The organism is Acinetobacter bereziniae LMG 1003 = CIP 70.12 (assembly GCF_000368925.1).
Lineage (GTDB): Bacteria > Pseudomonadota > Gammaproteobacteria > Pseudomonadales > Moraxellaceae > Acinetobacter > Acinetobacter bereziniae.
In genome coordinates, this window is sequence record NZ_KB849756.1 from 823,481 (window position 1) to 840,314 (window position 16,834).

Below are 16,834 nucleotides of genomic sequence, written 5' to 3' on the forward strand. Positions count from 1 at the left end.
TTTTTTCAATATCGAAAGTTGTATATGGATCTTGATGTAATGGATTAATACATCCAGTTCAAACTAAACCCTGTAGTCACATTGTCTGTTCTGTAGTGCGCTGGTTTCTTCAATGGCGTGCCAACAAAAACGTCATAACTGACGGATTTTAAAATTTGACCTCGCAATCCAAAGGCAGCCCCCATTAAACTTGTACCCAACAATGGATTAGGTTCGTGCGCAGTTTTTCCACCGACCTCACCAAAATCAATGCCGGTATACCATTGCATTGGAAGTCTAGACATCGAGCCACTGATTTCATTGCGGACTAAGAAGCCATTGTCTGCCAATAAGGTTTGTTCACCATCAAAGCCGCGCACGGTATAACGGTTCCCAATCGAAAAACGGTCTTGAGGTGTCAATGGTTTTTGACTATGTTGGGTTCGCCATTCAGCAAGATATTGCAACGATTGATTGCCCACCTTGAAAGGAACTTGCAGGCTGGCATTGGCTTGTAATATGCCAACATGGGTATAAGCCTCGCCAAATTCCTCTTCAGGTGCACGCATTGCATTAAATGCACCTGTTCCACGTTTATAGGTTAAATTTCCGTTTAAGGTTGCATTGGCTAAATATTCTGTATGATCTAAGCTGGCTTTCCAGCCAGCCGTTTTTCTGCGCTGCACTTCAATTTCTACATCATTGATGAAGTTTTGTGACTCTCTATACCAACCACCGACACTGGCTGTGGTTTTGCGTTTTGCATCTCGATAAAGTACACGCGATAAATCTGCGCCAATGAGCTTGCTTTTCCCACTATAGCTATAACTTTCACTGGCGCCTGCAACCGTCTGGTTATAGTCAGATTGACTATAACTGGTACTCAATATCCAGTATTTCAGCGGAATGCTATAACTTAAATAATAGCCATCTGTCCCACGCTTTCCAGAATCCCCACCACCTAAATCATGGTTATAACTGCCATAAAATAAATCATTTGCGGTAAACAGATGATCTAAAGATAAAGTCGCAGTTCCTTGATATTTACCTGTTGAATCTGAACCTGCATCATCAATCCCTAAATGAATGCGGTAAGGTTTTGATTGTTGCCATGCCAGTTCCAAGTCACTATAGCCTGGTTCTTTACGCTGTTCTGAAGGTTTAATCTTAAAATCAGCTTCAACAGTCGGTACACGTTTAAAGTTTTCCAACCCCTGTTCAATATCTCGAATATTTAAAATATCGCCAGTTCGCACAGGCAACGCATTAAATTTGTGTGCGCGCTTAGATGTTCCTTGAACAAATTGAATTTGATCGACTTTACCAGCGATGACTTGAAGCTTAATTTCACCTGATGCGATATTTTGTTGGGGCAACAGCATACGCGTTGTCACATAGCCATGACTAATAATACGGTTTTGAATCAAATCCAATGCTTGATTTAAACCTTGCACCCCGATACAGCGACCAATCAAATTATGCTCACCTTGAATCACGGGACGCATCGCGAAAGTAAATTGGCGGGCATCATCCCCAATCAATACAAACTTTTTAATGTCAAAACATAGTTTTTCACTATGTGACTGTAAATATTGTAGCTGTGGTTGTGTAATTAATTGTTTTTCTAATCCCGTCTGTACCACAGGTTCAGGTTGTAATTGCTTTTGTAATGCTTCATCACGTTGTTGTTGACGTTGAGTAGCATCTGTTTCCAAATTTTGAGGAAATTGTGGGTCTGCCGCGTTTGTTAGTGTTCCCAAAAGTATTAAACAAACACCCAAAGAAATTTGGTTTAATTTTAAATTTTTCATGTCAATAGTAATTGTGATGTATTTCACATTTAATTATTTCTAAATTATGACATTTTGTAAATACTCAAATTCATTATTTTTTCTCAAATCACTTTGACTTATATAGTATATTTTGATTAACAATTACACACTTTTGACAACAACAATGAGTCGATTAGACCTCTAATAATTGAAATATGTTCAATAACACCTTTAGACATTTAGGCAAGATCTTGAATGTGGTAATTCTTGATATGGCTAAGGTTTCTAAAGAATTTCTTAAACGATTGGATTGTATTGAGGAAGTCAGAAAGAATAAAACATTTACAGCACTGTCTGTAGATGCTTTCCCACCCATTCTTTCTTATGATGAGTTGGAAGCGATTGCTATGCCTCAACAACAGTTAGTTGAGAAAACTAGATATGATTAGACTAAATCTAATTTATGAAAGAATCTCCAAAAATGGATTTTTATCAATAATTGCAGCATTTGACTTCTTACTGAGGAAATCCACAAGATCGCCTTGGCGTTGTAACAACATAACAATTTCACGTAATGAACATAAAAAAATTGTTTTTTGACTAAGAGCATCTCTACATACAGACTCTACCGATGAGGCATAACCATTTGCTGAAATAAAAATTCCATTAGCATTTTGACGAAGAAACAAGCGACTTAGATGTGGTGAAAATTCGCCTATGCCAACTGGTGCATTAAGCCACTTCATTTAGACAAGATAAATCTGACCATTTAATTCAATCACTCCATCTATTTGCTCAACTACTATAGATGTATCTGGATCTCTACGGCGAAAATCTTCTCTAACTAGTATCCCATAAAATTTAAATAAATCGTTTAATATGCTTTCTAAAAGCTTACCTCTTTCATGTGGCTTCTCATCCAAGCCGAATAATGCCGAAAGACGGCGGTTAATAGCATCAATATCCTCTGATTTTTTTGTAGCTATGGCACGTTCTGCACGTGACTTTGCCATACGCTCTTCTCGTTCAACATCTCGTTCTTGTTTTATACGAGTGAATGTATCTTTTTTACCCACAGCTTCCCGAATAGTTGTAACTAAGCCTTTAGCTTTATATTGATCACCTTCCCAACACGTTTCAAAACTTTCAAACTCAACAACTCTCTTAATAATTTCACGGCGTGTGCCAAGCGCACTATCACCACGAGCATTGACTTTTGTAAGAATATTTCTAGCGATCTCATACTTTGTTATTGAGAATTTATTAACGGCAACTAACCGCTCAACTTCACCAAGATCATCCTGAGCTACTCCAGCACCACGAAAAAACAAAACAACATCTTTCTTACTACGACATAGCAAAGGAATGGTATCGACTAGTGGCTGAGTATCTCGGGTAGATAGTGAAATGCTTCTGCCATCTAAATTATTCTCCAATAACCCTAATGATGAAAGTTTAATATCAAAGATAAATTAATAAATACATACTCAACAATATATTAGAAAATGGGCTTACTAAATAAACCCATTGAAATTATTTTATGCTTACGCCACCCAAACCCCAGAAACAACAAAGCCCCGATAATCGGGGCTTTGTCATTAATATTTGGCGGAAGCGGTGTCCGTCTAACAATAGTCCTAAGCAATCCAAATCAATATTGTAAACATATATATTTCAATGTTTTAACATTTTAATCATCCTAACACATCTTGTTTCATCCTACCATTTCCAGTATTTTATGAGGGGTAGGTTGTGGGGTAAATAAAGACATGCCAAAGAAATCTAAAGAGCTATCTGCACTCAGTGTATCAAAAATAAAGAAGACTGGGCGACATACTGTAGGGGGCGTTGATGGCCTTTGCCTGAATGTTGAAGGTAACTCCCGTGTCTGGATTTTGCGTGCAGTGGTAGGAAAACGTCTGGATAAAGATGGGAAGTTAAAACCACATCGCCGCGATATTGGAATCGGTCCCTACCCTGAAATTTCTTTAGCTGAAGCCCGTGCCAAAGCAACTGAATTAAGATTACAAATACGAAGTGGCATTGATCCAATTGCTCATAAACAAGAACAACTAGAAAAGCTGTATGTTCAGAAACTTCGTGACAAAACATTCCTTGAGTGTGCAAAAGTCGTTATTGCCAATAAAGCCCGTGAACTGAAAAATGAAAAGCATATTGGACAGTGGACTTCTACATTAGAAACCTATATTTACCCAACTTTAGGTGATATCAGTATTGGTACAATTACTAAAGTCGATATTGCCGAAGTTCTTAGACCTATCTGGACTGAGAAGAACGAAACAGCTAAACGTATTCGTGGTCGTATAGAAACCATTTTTGATTATGCTAAGGCCATGGGATATTTTGTTGGTGATAATCCTGCTGAATGGAAAGGTAATCTTGAGCCAATCTTAGGCAACTTAAAGCGGGAATCGCGCCCTCACCCATCGTTACCTTATGATCAGGTCTCTGAATTTATTCACCACCTGAGACAGAAAAAAGGAATTTCACCTAAAGCGCTGGAATTTACAATTTTAACTGCCTGTCGGTCTGGTGAGGTTTTTGGAGCTAAATGGCAGGAAATCGATTTTAAGAATAAGGTCTGGATTATTCCTAAAGAACGCATGAAAGCGGAAAAGGAACATCGTGTTCCATTATCTCGAGGAGCGATCAATTTGCTTGAATCAATTCGAGATTTTTCCCAGCCTCAAGATTTCATATTCCCTGCTCCTCGCGGCAGTATGCTTTCTGACATGTCATTAACGACTCTTATCAAACGTATGCATGAACAAAAAATAAAAGAAAATAGCTTAGGCTATATTGATCCAAAACAAAATCGAATAATTACAACACATGGTTTTCGATCAACATTCCGTGATTGGTCGGCAGACAAAACTGATTATCCTCGTGAAGTCTGTGAGCACGTGCTTGCCCATAAATTGCCAGATGAAGTTGAAGCTGCTTATTTACGTGGAGCTTATCTTGAAAAACGTAAATCTTTAATGGCTGATTGGGCTAAATTCTGTAGTACACAGTTTTATTAGACTGCATTCGTTAAAAACGAAACTAGACAAAAATATTTTACGCAAAATTTAGTTACTATTTTTTATACCTATTCCTGACTTCTAATTTTCTGTGATCCAATAAAACGATTTAGACCGATACCTTTTATCTTTGAACGACCTTTTGTAGAGGAAAAGTATGGGCCACCATGAAATTTAAAAACGTAATTTTTTGAGTCCCTCTGCTGAATTATGAGTTCACCAACATTTGCTCTTTGCATCAATCTTCGTAATAAATTTTTTTCACGTTTGGTAGGCTCTTCCGTAAATTCAGAGTTGTATTTATTACGCCAATCGTAGTCAAAAAATTTCTCTATATCAGGATAAATCAAAATAAACGCTGGACGCACCCCATCAAACTCACAAAAGCTATATGTATATGCTTGCATCACACAGTTTAATAACTTTTTTACACTCTCCTTACTTTGAGGATCTTTAATCTCAATACCTATAGCGTCTACATCAAATCCCATCGATTTTGCTTTTTCATTTGGGCGGAGTAGCAAATCCAATCTTAAAGGAGAGTCATCAATAACCCATCTCCCTGCAACTTCTTCTTGAATATAGAAGAGATCACCTAACATCTCAATTAATTTTTCTTTGGCTAAATTTTCTCTATCTTGAGACATATTTAAATCATGTTTCCTATAACTGATTACTAAATTAAAAGCCGATAGTCATACGACATAGGGCTAAAGTTATTAAAATAAACTCCTATTCTAGCAATGTCATTTGCCGATTCCAAAGTAACAGGTAATCTAGAATAATAATCAAAAGTATTCCAATTCATTTTAGATAAACCTAAAATTTCATTCGCTAACTGGCTAATATCTGATTGCCCAACATAACGTTTAATAACTAATGGAACTGGGATTCTTCTTTTTCCTTGGAAATATTTAAAACTTGGATTTTGAGCACTTGGCGTAGCTCCATGCACCCATAATAATGCTGTATTAGAACTTTGGACAATTACCGTGCCTCTAGCAATAGGGAAACCATCTATTTCTAGTTTATTATTAACCAATTTAGATGACAAATATCGAAAAGAATCCTCAAAGTTAATTTCGATCAATTCTATATCTTCCACGCCTTCTAATCCTTGTATAAACCCACGCTGTTCTTCTGCTGTGAATGCTGTCCTCTTATGTATCACAACACGTCGTGGTAATTGCATTTTTGCATCAAAAAACATTTGTCTAATTTTCTCACCTGTTCTCCTTGCATCTTCTTCAGACATATAAGGATTATGATGGTGAATTATAGGGTTCTCTATCCGACCAAGTTGAAATTGCATGCCTTCCCCCCTAGCACTATAAATATGACTACAACCTAGAACAATCCTTTTAGAGTTTTCAGGATACGTGTTCCTATTGATACTGTAGCCTATCCCCACAAAAGCTGTCTGATTATCTATAGATTCCAATCGCCAAGGTGTCCGCATAGCTTTGACATAAAATGCTAATGATAACCACCACTTCACTCTACAACTTTGGGAACTATTAACCGTTTTCTCTCTTACAAATTGGGTACTTATTCCCTGCTGAGCGGCATATGCTTTAATATAATCATGTAAATCAAAGTATTCATGTTCTGATTTTATTGAAGTTAATAATTCCCATCTTTTAGGAATATAAATAATTACAACTGTACCCGTACGCAATTCTAATTTTTTCAAAGCATCGAGCTCATAACAAATTCTATTTGCTAAACTTTTTGCATTATCAATAGCTTTTTGTGCTGAAAGAGCTTCATCTACAAATCGCCATGTATTTTCACCTATTTTAGGAAAGGTTATCGGTACGCCAAATGCATTTGTAAATCCATGAAATGGATGTAAATAATCTTGTTCTGATTTTTCTGGTAATGACTTTTCATGAATTCCCCGTAAAAGATTATTTACAATCCCTGCATCCTGACGTGTACTTATTACATTGATACAAATTTCAGGGCATAAACCAGAACTGGTATTTTTATAATCCCAAGGGCGATTTTCAACTAATCCTTTTAAAGGGTTAATATGAGATATTTCATTAGATATAGAATTTGAACCAAAAATTAATTTTGCATCCTGAATGATCAAGCCTTTTTGAGTTGCATGCTTATTGAAATCAGTAGGAAGCTTTCGTGTAGCATAATTAACTAAACCAGCATAAAGTGGCTTTTTACCTAAATTAAATATACCGCCACCACTGACTATAAGGTCTTTTTTTGTAATGATATCTGCCCACTTTTCTAATATCTGACTATATTCTTTATTATGTTGATAACCGAATTTTTTATTCTTTATAGTTTTTACAACATCATGATCAGGCAAAGATTCATCTAAATTTAATACAAGCAAATCAGGTTTAAATGTTAAATAAATATCATCTTTAATAAAATTTAAATTTAGAATCAAAGCATCTATTATCTTATATTTTTTCCCATTGTGAAATTCGATAGAACTTACATCTGGATTCCATATCCGTTTATTTTGATCTGAACTGAACTCTAAATTTTTGACAATACTTTGGATTAACCCACGTCTAATGAGAGACTGAATCCTTGTATCGTTCAATACATCAGTTTTTGAAAAATTTACTACCGTTGGCGTACTTAGATAGAACTCTCCTAAATATTTCCTGAGTTTATCAACATCCGCGAAAGCTATGATTTCCTTTCCTATTTTTGAAAGTACTACTTCTTTAAAGTCCACTTTACTATTAAGCCAATCAATATAATTTAAGCTCCCTTCAGGATATTTCAATGTAACTTTAAGAAACTGGCTAGGAAGTTTAACAAAAGGGTAAGCATTACTTTTAATAAGTGAAGAAATATCATTTTCTGGAGCTGTAAATTTAGCTGGCTTCTTAGCAATACAAGGAATTTCCTGTAGCATTGACAATGCTTTACTCAACATGTTGTCATTCAATAATTTTCTAGAAATTTGCTCTACGGTGTCATCAAATCCCTCTGTTGAGACATAAAAAGCATCCCTATTGTTTTTTCTTGCTAGTTCCAATAGCTCCATCACTGGCTGGCTTATTGTTTCACCATACCCACACCAAAATAATCTTGATTTAACCGTTTTAGAAAAAATATTTTCTAAAACTGTCATTAAAGATTTATCTCGACCGCTATAACCAATAACTACAAGATCATAGTCCTGTAACTCATGTTCAATATTATTTTTTAAATTTTCTTCCTGATGTCTTAATTGTTCATCTGTATTTTTAAGCTCATCGTAACGATAATCTCCATGCAATGAAACTACCCTTATCTCGCCCTCACTATGTTGTCTGGTAATACGTTGGGTATTATCCAGCCCAATTTCAATACATACAACATCATTCGAATGACAAGCCCTAGCAACCAAACCATCAAAGTTTGTAGTCCACACAGTTTTTATTATTTTTGCTTGAGCAAGCAGTGGTAATAATTTATACCCGATATGCGGCTTAGCCATCTCAACATATTGCTGAAAGAAACTTCTTCTATCCTGTTCTGTGATATAGCATTCTTTTGCATAAAAAGAGTATTCTTCTGGACTATTCAAAATGGGATATTCTCCTCTTTGATCCAACCATTTTTGAATTCGATCTTTTGTACCTTGTAGAGATAACTCTCCAACTGTTTCCCTTAGAAGTGGATTTTTAGTTATAAATATTTCACGCTTCCACTCCCAGATACAACGCTCTGCGGATGGCATACCAGAAGATATTGATGCTCCAGCACCTAATAATAAGCAAATCGGCCTTTTTTTATTAATATCTATAGATCGTATAAAGGCGTCAATCGCAATTTTATATGGTATCATCTTTTTAATTGTCCTTATGATTATTCTTTTCTAGCCTCAGATTATTAAATAATCTCTTATTATTCAAGTTATAAAATCTGATTCTATATTCTTAAATTCAGTTCTATCCAAAAAATCAAATTGAATAATATAATTCTCAGACGAATAGGCTATATGGACCCTAAACAAAATAGAGGGATTACTACATATGGTTTTCGCTCTACTTTCCGCGATTGGTCAACTGACAAAATAATTTACCCTCGCGAATTCTGCGAACATGTCCTTACACATAAACTGCCTGATGAAGTTGAAGCAGCTTATTTACGTGGAGTTTAACTTGAAAATAGAAAAGGATTGATGACTGATTGGAATCTGTTTTGTTGTAAATTACGATTAGTTTTTTTGAAAATTCACACAATAAAAATACCCATTCAACTACAACTCACCCCTGTATATTTACAGGATATTATATTCGTGTATATTAATGATATATTTAATAATTACTAAAAAGTCCGTACTGAAATAACGCATAAGTATGTACACTTTGGATCGGAGCATGTAGGCTAAAATTTACAAGAATATTCAACCAAAATATTAGGATAGAGAAATCATGGATACCGTAGTTGAACATTCTGAAAATACAACGGTAGGGGATCAAATCAAAATCGTATATGACCTGGAAAAGTATATATTTGAAAAAATCTACTCTACTCCACCCTTCAATTTCAACAAGTCTATCAGGATGGCCGTTGATTTCGAAATGCTTAAAACAATAATATATGCATTACACGATGAAGGGCTATTTAAAGAATCGAATGAAGATCGAATAAAAAGATTATGTAAGGATCCTGTCCAAGTACCTATTCCTTGTAAAAAAGGTGATAATAAAGTTGAAAAACTGGACTTTGAATATTTGCCTAAACATTATCATGAAATCATTTCAGACATAAAAAGCTATCGTTCCGCCATCGAAACTAAAAATCATACGCAAGCAAAAATTATATATAAAAGCTTACTCCAGCAATACTCAAAACATCGTGATTGTTACGTAGTCGAATTATTACCTGAAAGCCTTCAAAACACGATCGATAAAATTCAACTCAGCTATCTTTCACAAGAACCTGATGAAATCAAAGAAAAAGCTTATATCGACTTTGTTAAAGAATTTATCAAGAAATACGAATATGATCATGTGTTTCTTTGGAATGCGTTAAATTTTTCAAGACAGGATCAGAATACGCTCAAGGAATTGTCTTTTCTTTCATTTCGATTCATTGGTCCATTAAAAAATAAGTTTGCTATACGCCAACGCAATTCAAAGATCCAGTTCCTGAAACCCAAAAAAATAATACTGTTTGAACAGCTTATGGAGTATCTAGACAAAAAAGCGACAGCATATGTACGTGAGATTTTAATGCAAATGTATGATCGAAAAGAAAATATATATATAAAACAACAAGGAAATATTGACAAACTTTTACGAACTTACATTAAAAAATATCAGACAAAAATATTAAACAGAAAACAACAGGTTAAGATTATTGCTAAGATTAAAACTAAATTTACACCTCAAATAATACAAATATTAGAAGACAAACAGGATAAAAAACACCAACAGCTCAATTTTAAAATGCAACTGCAAAAGCACATTGTGCGAAATCTGACAAATTCGTCAACAGGAACTATAAGCAGTGAGCCTGTTTATGACCCGTACTTATTTATTCCTACTGCATCTATCCATGACACAGATACCCTAACTGAACTTAAAACAAAAGCCACTCGGAATAAATCTGCTAAAAAGCAGAAAGGTTTTCAGACTCAGGAGCATCCAACTACTCAGCCTAAAAGAAATTTTATTGGTGATACTAAAAGGATGCTCAAAAAGAATCATGAAATCTATCAATCTTTGAAAAACCTTTTAAATGATTAACTTCATCATTTCACACTGAGAAATATATTGGCTCCACGCACTTCCTGCTCCAAATGCAATTACATTTATGTACCTTCTAATCATTGGTTCAACACCTTCCAGATTGAACCAACGTTATAGAAGGAAATCTAAATGTCTACTATCCAAAACACAATTCAAATGCTGCGTCTAACTGAGCTGATTAAACTCATCGGTTTATCTCGGTCGTCTATTTATGACCGACTGAACCGACGGTCTAAACGCTACGATCCTAACTTTCCCCGCCCGTTGAAGCTTAACAATGCCTCACGGTGGTTACTCTCTGAAGTTGAAGAGTGGATTGAAAGTAAAATTTCAACACGCAATCAAGGGAATACTGAGAGCTAACGCTGTACTTGTAAATTCAAAACATAATGCAGCTGTGCAATGCATTCTCAAATTATAAGTATGGCTAGGCTATCATTTTAATTTTCAATGAATTGCGGTCTTATATATTTACTATTACTCTATATCTATAAATCAAAGAATATTCTATCTATTTATAGATGATCAATAGTTTTAAAGTATTCAGATACATCAATACTCATATGACCATATAGGTTGTTGGTGTATAGACGTACTGGTGTAGTAAATATGACTAAAACTCATCCTAAGTTAACTTAACCAACTTACATCCCATCATGGATACTGCGCTAAACAGTATCCATTGGATGCTTATACCCAGAATACTGATCACAGTTGCGCTTTTAACTTTAAATCGAGTTTAATTTATATGCGCATTATAAATGTAAATGCTGGTCGGCATATGGGAACACATGACCAATGGCTCCAGCAATTTGAAACCGAACTGCAAATTACTCCAGTCAACGATGGTTATAAAACAACCTTTTTAGTAAATTCACACGATAACATCCTAGCTCCTGCTATAGGGAAAGCTAAACTGGTCAAACAGTTCAAAAAACGTAACTTCCCTGAAGTCACAACTGAAACGAAAATACTATCGAATGGTCGCTATGGCTTTGCCGTCAAACACCCTGCTCAAATGAGTAATTTACCTTCTGATATTGCAGAATTTATAAACTATTCTACGCTTTCAGACATTATAAAGGGTCTTGATATTCAGGCATTTGATTATGCACTAAGCCAGATGTCAGAGGATGAATTAGATCTTCTACGTAATGGCACACCTCTACCTTCCAGTCTAAAGGAGAATTTGCTCCCGTACATTAATGCAATAAATAAGTTTATTGGATTAATTCGTGCCTTTTTTCGTCGCCCGAACATCAGACGCAAAGTTTATGATGAGCGGAAGAATCTGAAAAAAAATAAGTCTCGAATGATCGAAATGTTCAACTCTTTAATTGAACGGTATTCGCGTGTAGTCGTTGTTCGACTTGATTTATATCTCAAGCATAAACCTGAAACATTACTGCAAACCTGTTTCAAAGCTGAAGATTGTTTATCTAAAAATGATTTTGATGCATTTAAAAAGTGTGTTGAACAACTACTAGAAAACAAGCGGCATAATCCTGTGTTGAAACAAGCCATCGGTTATATTTTTCGTTTTGAATATACGCCAAGACGTGGATTCCATCTGCATACATTCTGGTTTTTCAATGGGAATAAAAATCAGGAAGACATTAGCCTCGCACAAGGTATTGAGAAACTATGGAAAAAAGTGACCAATGATCAAGGTTATGCCTACATCTGTAATATGCGGAAGCATACTTACGACAACTGTTTTTTAGGCACGATTGAGTATAACCAGTCGCAAAAAAGAAAGTGGCTCGAAGAGGGTTTCGATTATCACTGTAAAACCAGTCAGTTATTCATTTTCAGCAATATGAAACATGGACGACGTTTCCAGATTAGCCAGCCTTTAAAACCACAGACTCGTGGTCGCCCAAGAAAAAACCATCTAGAACTCAATGCCTTTGCGGGAGATGAAGCGTGATTAAATTACAGCCTGATGAATCATATGCATCTCTACTCAGTACTCACCAGATCACTCAAGCGTATATCCAGCCTTTTATTGGCTATATACCCAATAATCGCCCTCCTGTTGGCTTGGACGATTATCTGAAGTTGTATTATATGATTACTGAAAATAAGACTTTTAAGATTATCTCCAAACAACCAACCTACGACTATCTGGTGCCTCATGTTTATCTAACGCCGAAAGGTGTTAATTTACTCAAGATTATTCAGGATATTCCGATTAATCCTTTTCTGACAGGTAAATTTTCAGATGTGATCATCAGACCAGAGATAAAGCTGATGGTTGATTTACTATACAAGCACAGGCTCATTGACTTTCCACTTGGATTTTATCAACAGTTTGAAGCAGTTGTTGATGGGTTCTGTCAGGATCTGAAAGTGAGGTCTAAAACACGAGATTTTATGAGCTTGAAAAATCACTGGGATTCTTCATTTGGCAATTCTAGAAAGGCTTATAATCGTTTTGAAGAAGCTGTCTTGTATAGCAATCCAATGTTTCAAGTTCATTCATTGCTTGTTTCAGCTGAATTTATGAATGTCGATGATTTTTCAATGGATCAGAAAACATTTAGTCCTGTAACTGTTGAGGATATGCTGCGGGCCACGTCGAGTAAAATTATCGAAGCAGTCTGGGCTAACAATGCTGAAAATCACACTCTAGGTATTTTGTCGAAGCAGGAAACGACTATTCGAGGTTTTAAGAGTATTCGGCTCATATTTTTTGTAGCACGCGAAGATACCGACTTTACCCCTTTTGCTGAATCTCAACTTTATACAGATGTTGAACCTTTTGTATTCCGAGAAGGTAAAACCAGTGTCGCGTGGAGTGATATTGCCTGCATGAACTCAGGGGTAGAACCTTTAATTTATGGTATAGAATCCAATTTTTACGATACAAGTCAGAATTATATTGGTATGCGACTTACCACTTTAAAATACAGTTTGATTGGTCCAGAATATTGGGTTCGGTTCAAGTACACCAACACAACGTTTAAAGTCGAAAAAAGTTCATATTAATCAATTATTTTATGATTAATAACATTCGTGTAACCCTGAAAGTTTCGGCTTTCAGGGTTTTAAGTTATGCATGATTTCAAATGAATTACAATAGAATAGTGTACTTCAGTAGGTTTGTAGACCACCTATGTCCATAATGAGCAAAAGAAGAGCTGAATAAAATTTCTGTAAACTTTATAATTAGTTATAAATCTTCAAGTATTAAAAAATCATTTTTTCATTTTAGGCCATTATGGATATACGACCAAGTTTCCTCAGCTACATCTTTGCAGACGCTACCAAGTGGCGAATGAATTATACTTTCCCGGAGCTAGTACTTGAGTTAGATACCAAAGCCATAAAGCTTAATCTTGAGCAGGTGCTGGAAACACATATCCAAAAAGGCTGGATATGGTCATCATTGACACTGAAAACCCTCGATCAAAATTTTCAGTTCAAAGGTATATTCAACGCACAGGCTGAAGAATTTCAAATCAAACTTAATGATGATGTAGAATTCCTGAGAAATAAAAGAAATGCTGAAAAAATTAAGGAAACTTTAAAACCATTTTTACTAGAATACCAAAATTTTATCCAACAAAATCTTTACCTATCCTATCGTCTATGCAACCTGTTTAGATCAGATTTATCACAAAGATCCAAAGCCTCAGTAGAACAATTTGGCAGTCTCATTCAACGGGATAGCTCTTTTGCATTTGAGCCAGTATTACAAAATCAATTTGAACAACTTCGACAGTTTATAGAATTATCGATTCAGGCAAACTACGCTATTGATGCCAAAAATAAACGCTTCGTTGAAAGTGAGTTAAAAGCTTTTAAGCAATTTTTCGATCAGGTAGAGAGTACGCCACTAACTAATGAACAACGGGTTTCCTCCATCATCTTTGAAGACCGCAACTTATTGGTCGCTGCGGCGGGTTCGGGGAAAACATCAACGATTGTTGGAAAAGTGGGATATGCCCTATTAACTGGACTCTATAAACCAGAAGAGATTTTGGTTCTTGCATTCAATAAAAATGCAGGCGAAGAACTAAGTGAACGTATTAGCTTTAGGCTAAAGGATATTCTCTCCAATTTTGATACTAGTGTTGAAGCACTTAATTTCCATAAATTTGGTGTTAAGGTCATTGGAAAAGCAACAGGTAAAAGCCCATCTGTATCCAACAATGCAGGAAAGCCTCAAGCCCTCCTGAATCGGATTATTCAACAATTAATCGAAACAGACCCAGACTTTCAGGAAAAGTACCTTTTATTTAAAACTGCTTATCTAAGAGCTCCGTTGTCACCTTTTGCTTTTAAGACTAGAAATGATTGGGAGAAGGCACAGAAGCGATCATTTGACAGATTCAAGGATGGCTTCGAAACCTATCAAGGAGAGATAGTTAAATCACATGGCGAAAAAGCAATAGCCAACTGGTTATATAGCCAAGGAATTCCTTATCAGTACGAAAGAAACTACGAGCATGAAACAGCTGATGAAGCCCACCGCCAATATAAGCCTGATTTTTACCTTCCTGAAATAAATCTATATCTAGAACATTATGCTGTAGACCAGCATGGTAAAACACCCGCACATTTTGGGCAAAAATATCTGGATGAAATGAAATGGAAGTCAGAAACTCATCAAAAGTATAAAACTGATTTAATCAGTACAACCTTTCATGAATTTATTACAGGTACTATTTTTAAGAAATTGGAACAGGAGCTGAAATCAAGAGGACAGGTATTTAAGCCACGTAGTCTCGCTGAGATTAACGCTAAGGCACAGTCTATTTATGAATTTGATGCGAATGATCTTTATGCCAGTTTTTTAAGTCATTACAAGTCTAATCAAGCCAATATTACCAGCCTATTAGCCAGAACATCCCTGAGCCTACGTGAAAGTCTTTTTTTACAGTTGTTTTCTAAGGTTTACCAAGAATATGACCAGTTCTTAAAAATTAATAAAGAATGCGACTTCGATGACTTGCTGATTGAGTCTGCTCAGTTAATAAATGAAAAGAAATACAAAAGCCCTTTCAAACTTATTATCGTTGATGAGTTTCAGGATACATCTCAAGCTAGAGCCAGACTCATTCTGTCCTTATTGAATCAGGTACAAGAAGCAAAACTGTTTTGTGTGGGGGATGATTGGCAAGCAATATATCGCTTTGCAGGTTCAGACATCAGCATTTTCACACAGTTTGAAAGGGTATTTGGTTATACCAAACAAACACAGCTCACCCAGACCTTCCGCTCCAATCAAGGTATTGCCAATGTTGCCAGTGGCTTTATCCAAAAAAATAAATCCCAGCTTCAAAAAGTCGTCAACGCTCTTGATAATACCAGTAGTAAAGTGGTTGAAATAAACTTTTTAACAAAGACTCAGGAAATTAACGAATACCTGACTAAAACCATTATGGAAATCAATGATGCCAACTCAGGTTCAGGCAAGAAAAAATCCATTTATATTTTGGGTCGCTATAAACACCACAAACCTAATTTAAACAGTATTTTACCATTTCTTAGAAATTGTACGTTCGAGTTTAAAACCATCCACTCTTCAAAAGGCTTACAGGCAGACTATGTCATCCTTCTAGGCTTAAATAGTGGCAGTAGCGCATTCCCTGCTGAAAAAGAAGATGATCCTCTTCTAAACTTAATCTTACCACAACCTGAGATACATGCATTTGCTGAAGAACGTCGTCTGTTCTATGTGGCACTGACTCGTGCAAAGGAAAAAGTTTATTTAATTGGAGAACGTAATTCAGTTTTTCTTGAAGAAATTACCAGTGATCAGATTTTTAAAGAATTTATCCATATACCTCAAGACGAATCTAAACAGATCAATAGTAATATCCCACCAGAATGGCTGTGTCCAAAATGTGGACAAGGTCGTTTATGGAAAAAAACAGGGAGGTTTGGTGATTTTTTAGCGTGCAATCGCTACCCCAATTGTGGATACACGAAGAGTTTAAAGCGTCGTTGAGTTTTGATGAACTCATTGAACTGACTATTGAATATATGTGGATGACAATAGAGCTACGGTTAGAATTGAGCACCAATACGGTTGATATAGACTAAATAAATCTAGCGAGCTGTCCGCTTATTGGATTTATTTTTATTAGCTAACCTATTAACATTATTAAATGTAGCCTATTAATCGAGCGGTTTTATTATGGATTGGACAACAATAAAAATATAATACTTATATATCAAAAAAATTAAATAAATCAGAAATTATTATGGTGCAAAATTGGTGTAATTATAGAAAATTTAGAGAGTGTTTTTATTTGTTGTTGATATGTCTTAAGTTATCCACATTCCAACAAGCTACTTAAGT

At 35.5% G+C, this 16,834-nt stretch carries 12 protein-coding genes and 1 pseudogene; 8 read left to right on the plus strand and 5 right to left on the minus strand.

Annotated features, from left to right (window positions below):
• Positions 1 to 44: 44 nt before the first annotated feature.
• Positions 45 to 1,790: a ShlB/FhaC/HecB family hemolysin secretion/activation protein gene (locus F938_RS13845; RefSeq protein ID WP_005032616.1), complete on the minus strand. Its 1,746-nt coding sequence runs from the start codon at positions 1,788 to 1,790 to the stop codon at positions 45 to 47.
• A 233-nt stretch (positions 1,791 to 2,023) separates the two neighbouring features.
• Between F938_RS13845 and F938_RS24510 the strand changes: the two genes are divergently transcribed.
• Positions 2,024 to 2,200, plus strand: coding sequence for a hypothetical protein (locus F938_RS24510; RefSeq protein WP_162987725.1), 177 nt, complete (start codon positions 2,024 to 2,026; stop codon positions 2,198 to 2,200).
• A gap of 12 nt (positions 2,201 to 2,212) precedes the next feature.
• Here the strand turns inward: F938_RS24510 and F938_RS24755 are convergent, their stop codons facing one another.
• Complete coding sequence (locus F938_RS24755; protein WP_005032620.1) at positions 2,213 to 2,497, minus strand: hypothetical protein; 285 nt, start codon at positions 2,495 to 2,497, stop codon at positions 2,213 to 2,215.
• Positions 2,498 to 3,187 (minus strand): hypothetical protein, encoded by a 690-nt coding sequence (locus F938_RS13855; protein ID WP_005032622.1) that lies wholly within the window; start codon positions 3,185 to 3,187, stop codon positions 2,498 to 2,500.
• Between the two features lie 333 nt (positions 3,188 to 3,520).
• Here F938_RS13855 and F938_RS13860 point away from each other — a divergent pair, with 333 nt between their 5' ends.
• Complete coding sequence (locus F938_RS13860; protein WP_005032625.1) at positions 3,521 to 4,795, plus strand: tyrosine-type recombinase/integrase; 1,275 nt, start codon at positions 3,521 to 3,523, stop codon at positions 4,793 to 4,795.
• A gap of 68 nt (positions 4,796 to 4,863) precedes the next feature.
• On the opposite strand, the gene F938_RS13865 is transcribed toward F938_RS13860, so the two are convergent.
• Both F938_RS13865 and F938_RS13870 read right to left on the minus strand, forming a co-directional pair.
• Entirely contained in the window at positions 4,864 to 5,442 is a 579-nt protein-coding gene (locus F938_RS13865; RefSeq protein WP_005032627.1) for a hypothetical protein, read from the minus strand.
• 29 nt (positions 5,443 to 5,471) lie between these two features.
• A complete protein-coding gene (locus F938_RS13870) occupies positions 5,472 to 8,609 on the minus strand; it encodes an SIR2 family protein (RefSeq protein ID WP_005032630.1) in 3,138 nt (1,045 codons plus the stop codon).
• 108 nt (positions 8,610 to 8,717) lie between these two features.
• Here F938_RS13870 and F938_RS24760 point away from each other — a divergent pair.
• The 6 genes and pseudogenes from F938_RS24760 to F938_RS13890 form a co-directional block, all read left to right on the plus strand.
• A pseudogene (locus F938_RS24760) lies at positions 8,718 to 8,924 on the plus strand (tyrosine-type recombinase/integrase); the annotation flags it as partial.
• Between the two features lie 274 nt (positions 8,925 to 9,198).
• Complete coding sequence (locus F938_RS13875; protein ID WP_005032634.1) at positions 9,199 to 10,518, plus strand: hypothetical protein; 1,320 nt, start codon at positions 9,199 to 9,201, stop codon at positions 10,516 to 10,518.
• A 132-nt stretch (positions 10,519 to 10,650) separates the two neighbouring features.
• Positions 10,651 to 10,884, plus strand: a complete 234-nt coding sequence (locus tag F938_RS23890; protein ID WP_005032636.1) for a helix-turn-helix transcriptional regulator — start codon at positions 10,651 to 10,653, stop codon at positions 10,882 to 10,884.
• A gap of 385 nt (positions 10,885 to 11,269) precedes the next feature.
• On the plus strand, positions 11,270 to 12,451 hold the full coding sequence (locus F938_RS13880; RefSeq protein ID WP_005032638.1) for a YagK/YfjJ domain-containing protein: 1,182 nt from the start codon (positions 11,270 to 11,272) through the stop codon (positions 12,449 to 12,451).
• Positions 12,448 to 13,512, plus strand: a complete 1,065-nt coding sequence (locus F938_RS13885; RefSeq protein WP_005032641.1) for a hypothetical protein — start codon at positions 12,448 to 12,450, stop codon at positions 13,510 to 13,512. The genes F938_RS13880 and F938_RS13885 overlap by 4 nt, the downstream gene beginning before the upstream one ends.
• Positions 13,513 to 13,744: 232 nt before the next feature.
• The gene (locus F938_RS13890) at positions 13,745 to 16,480 is read left to right on the plus strand and encodes a UvrD-helicase domain-containing protein (protein WP_005032643.1); all 2,736 of its coding nucleotides are present in this window, start codon (positions 13,745 to 13,747) and stop codon (positions 16,478 to 16,480) included.
• The last annotated feature ends 354 nt before the right edge of the window (positions 16,481 to 16,834 follow it).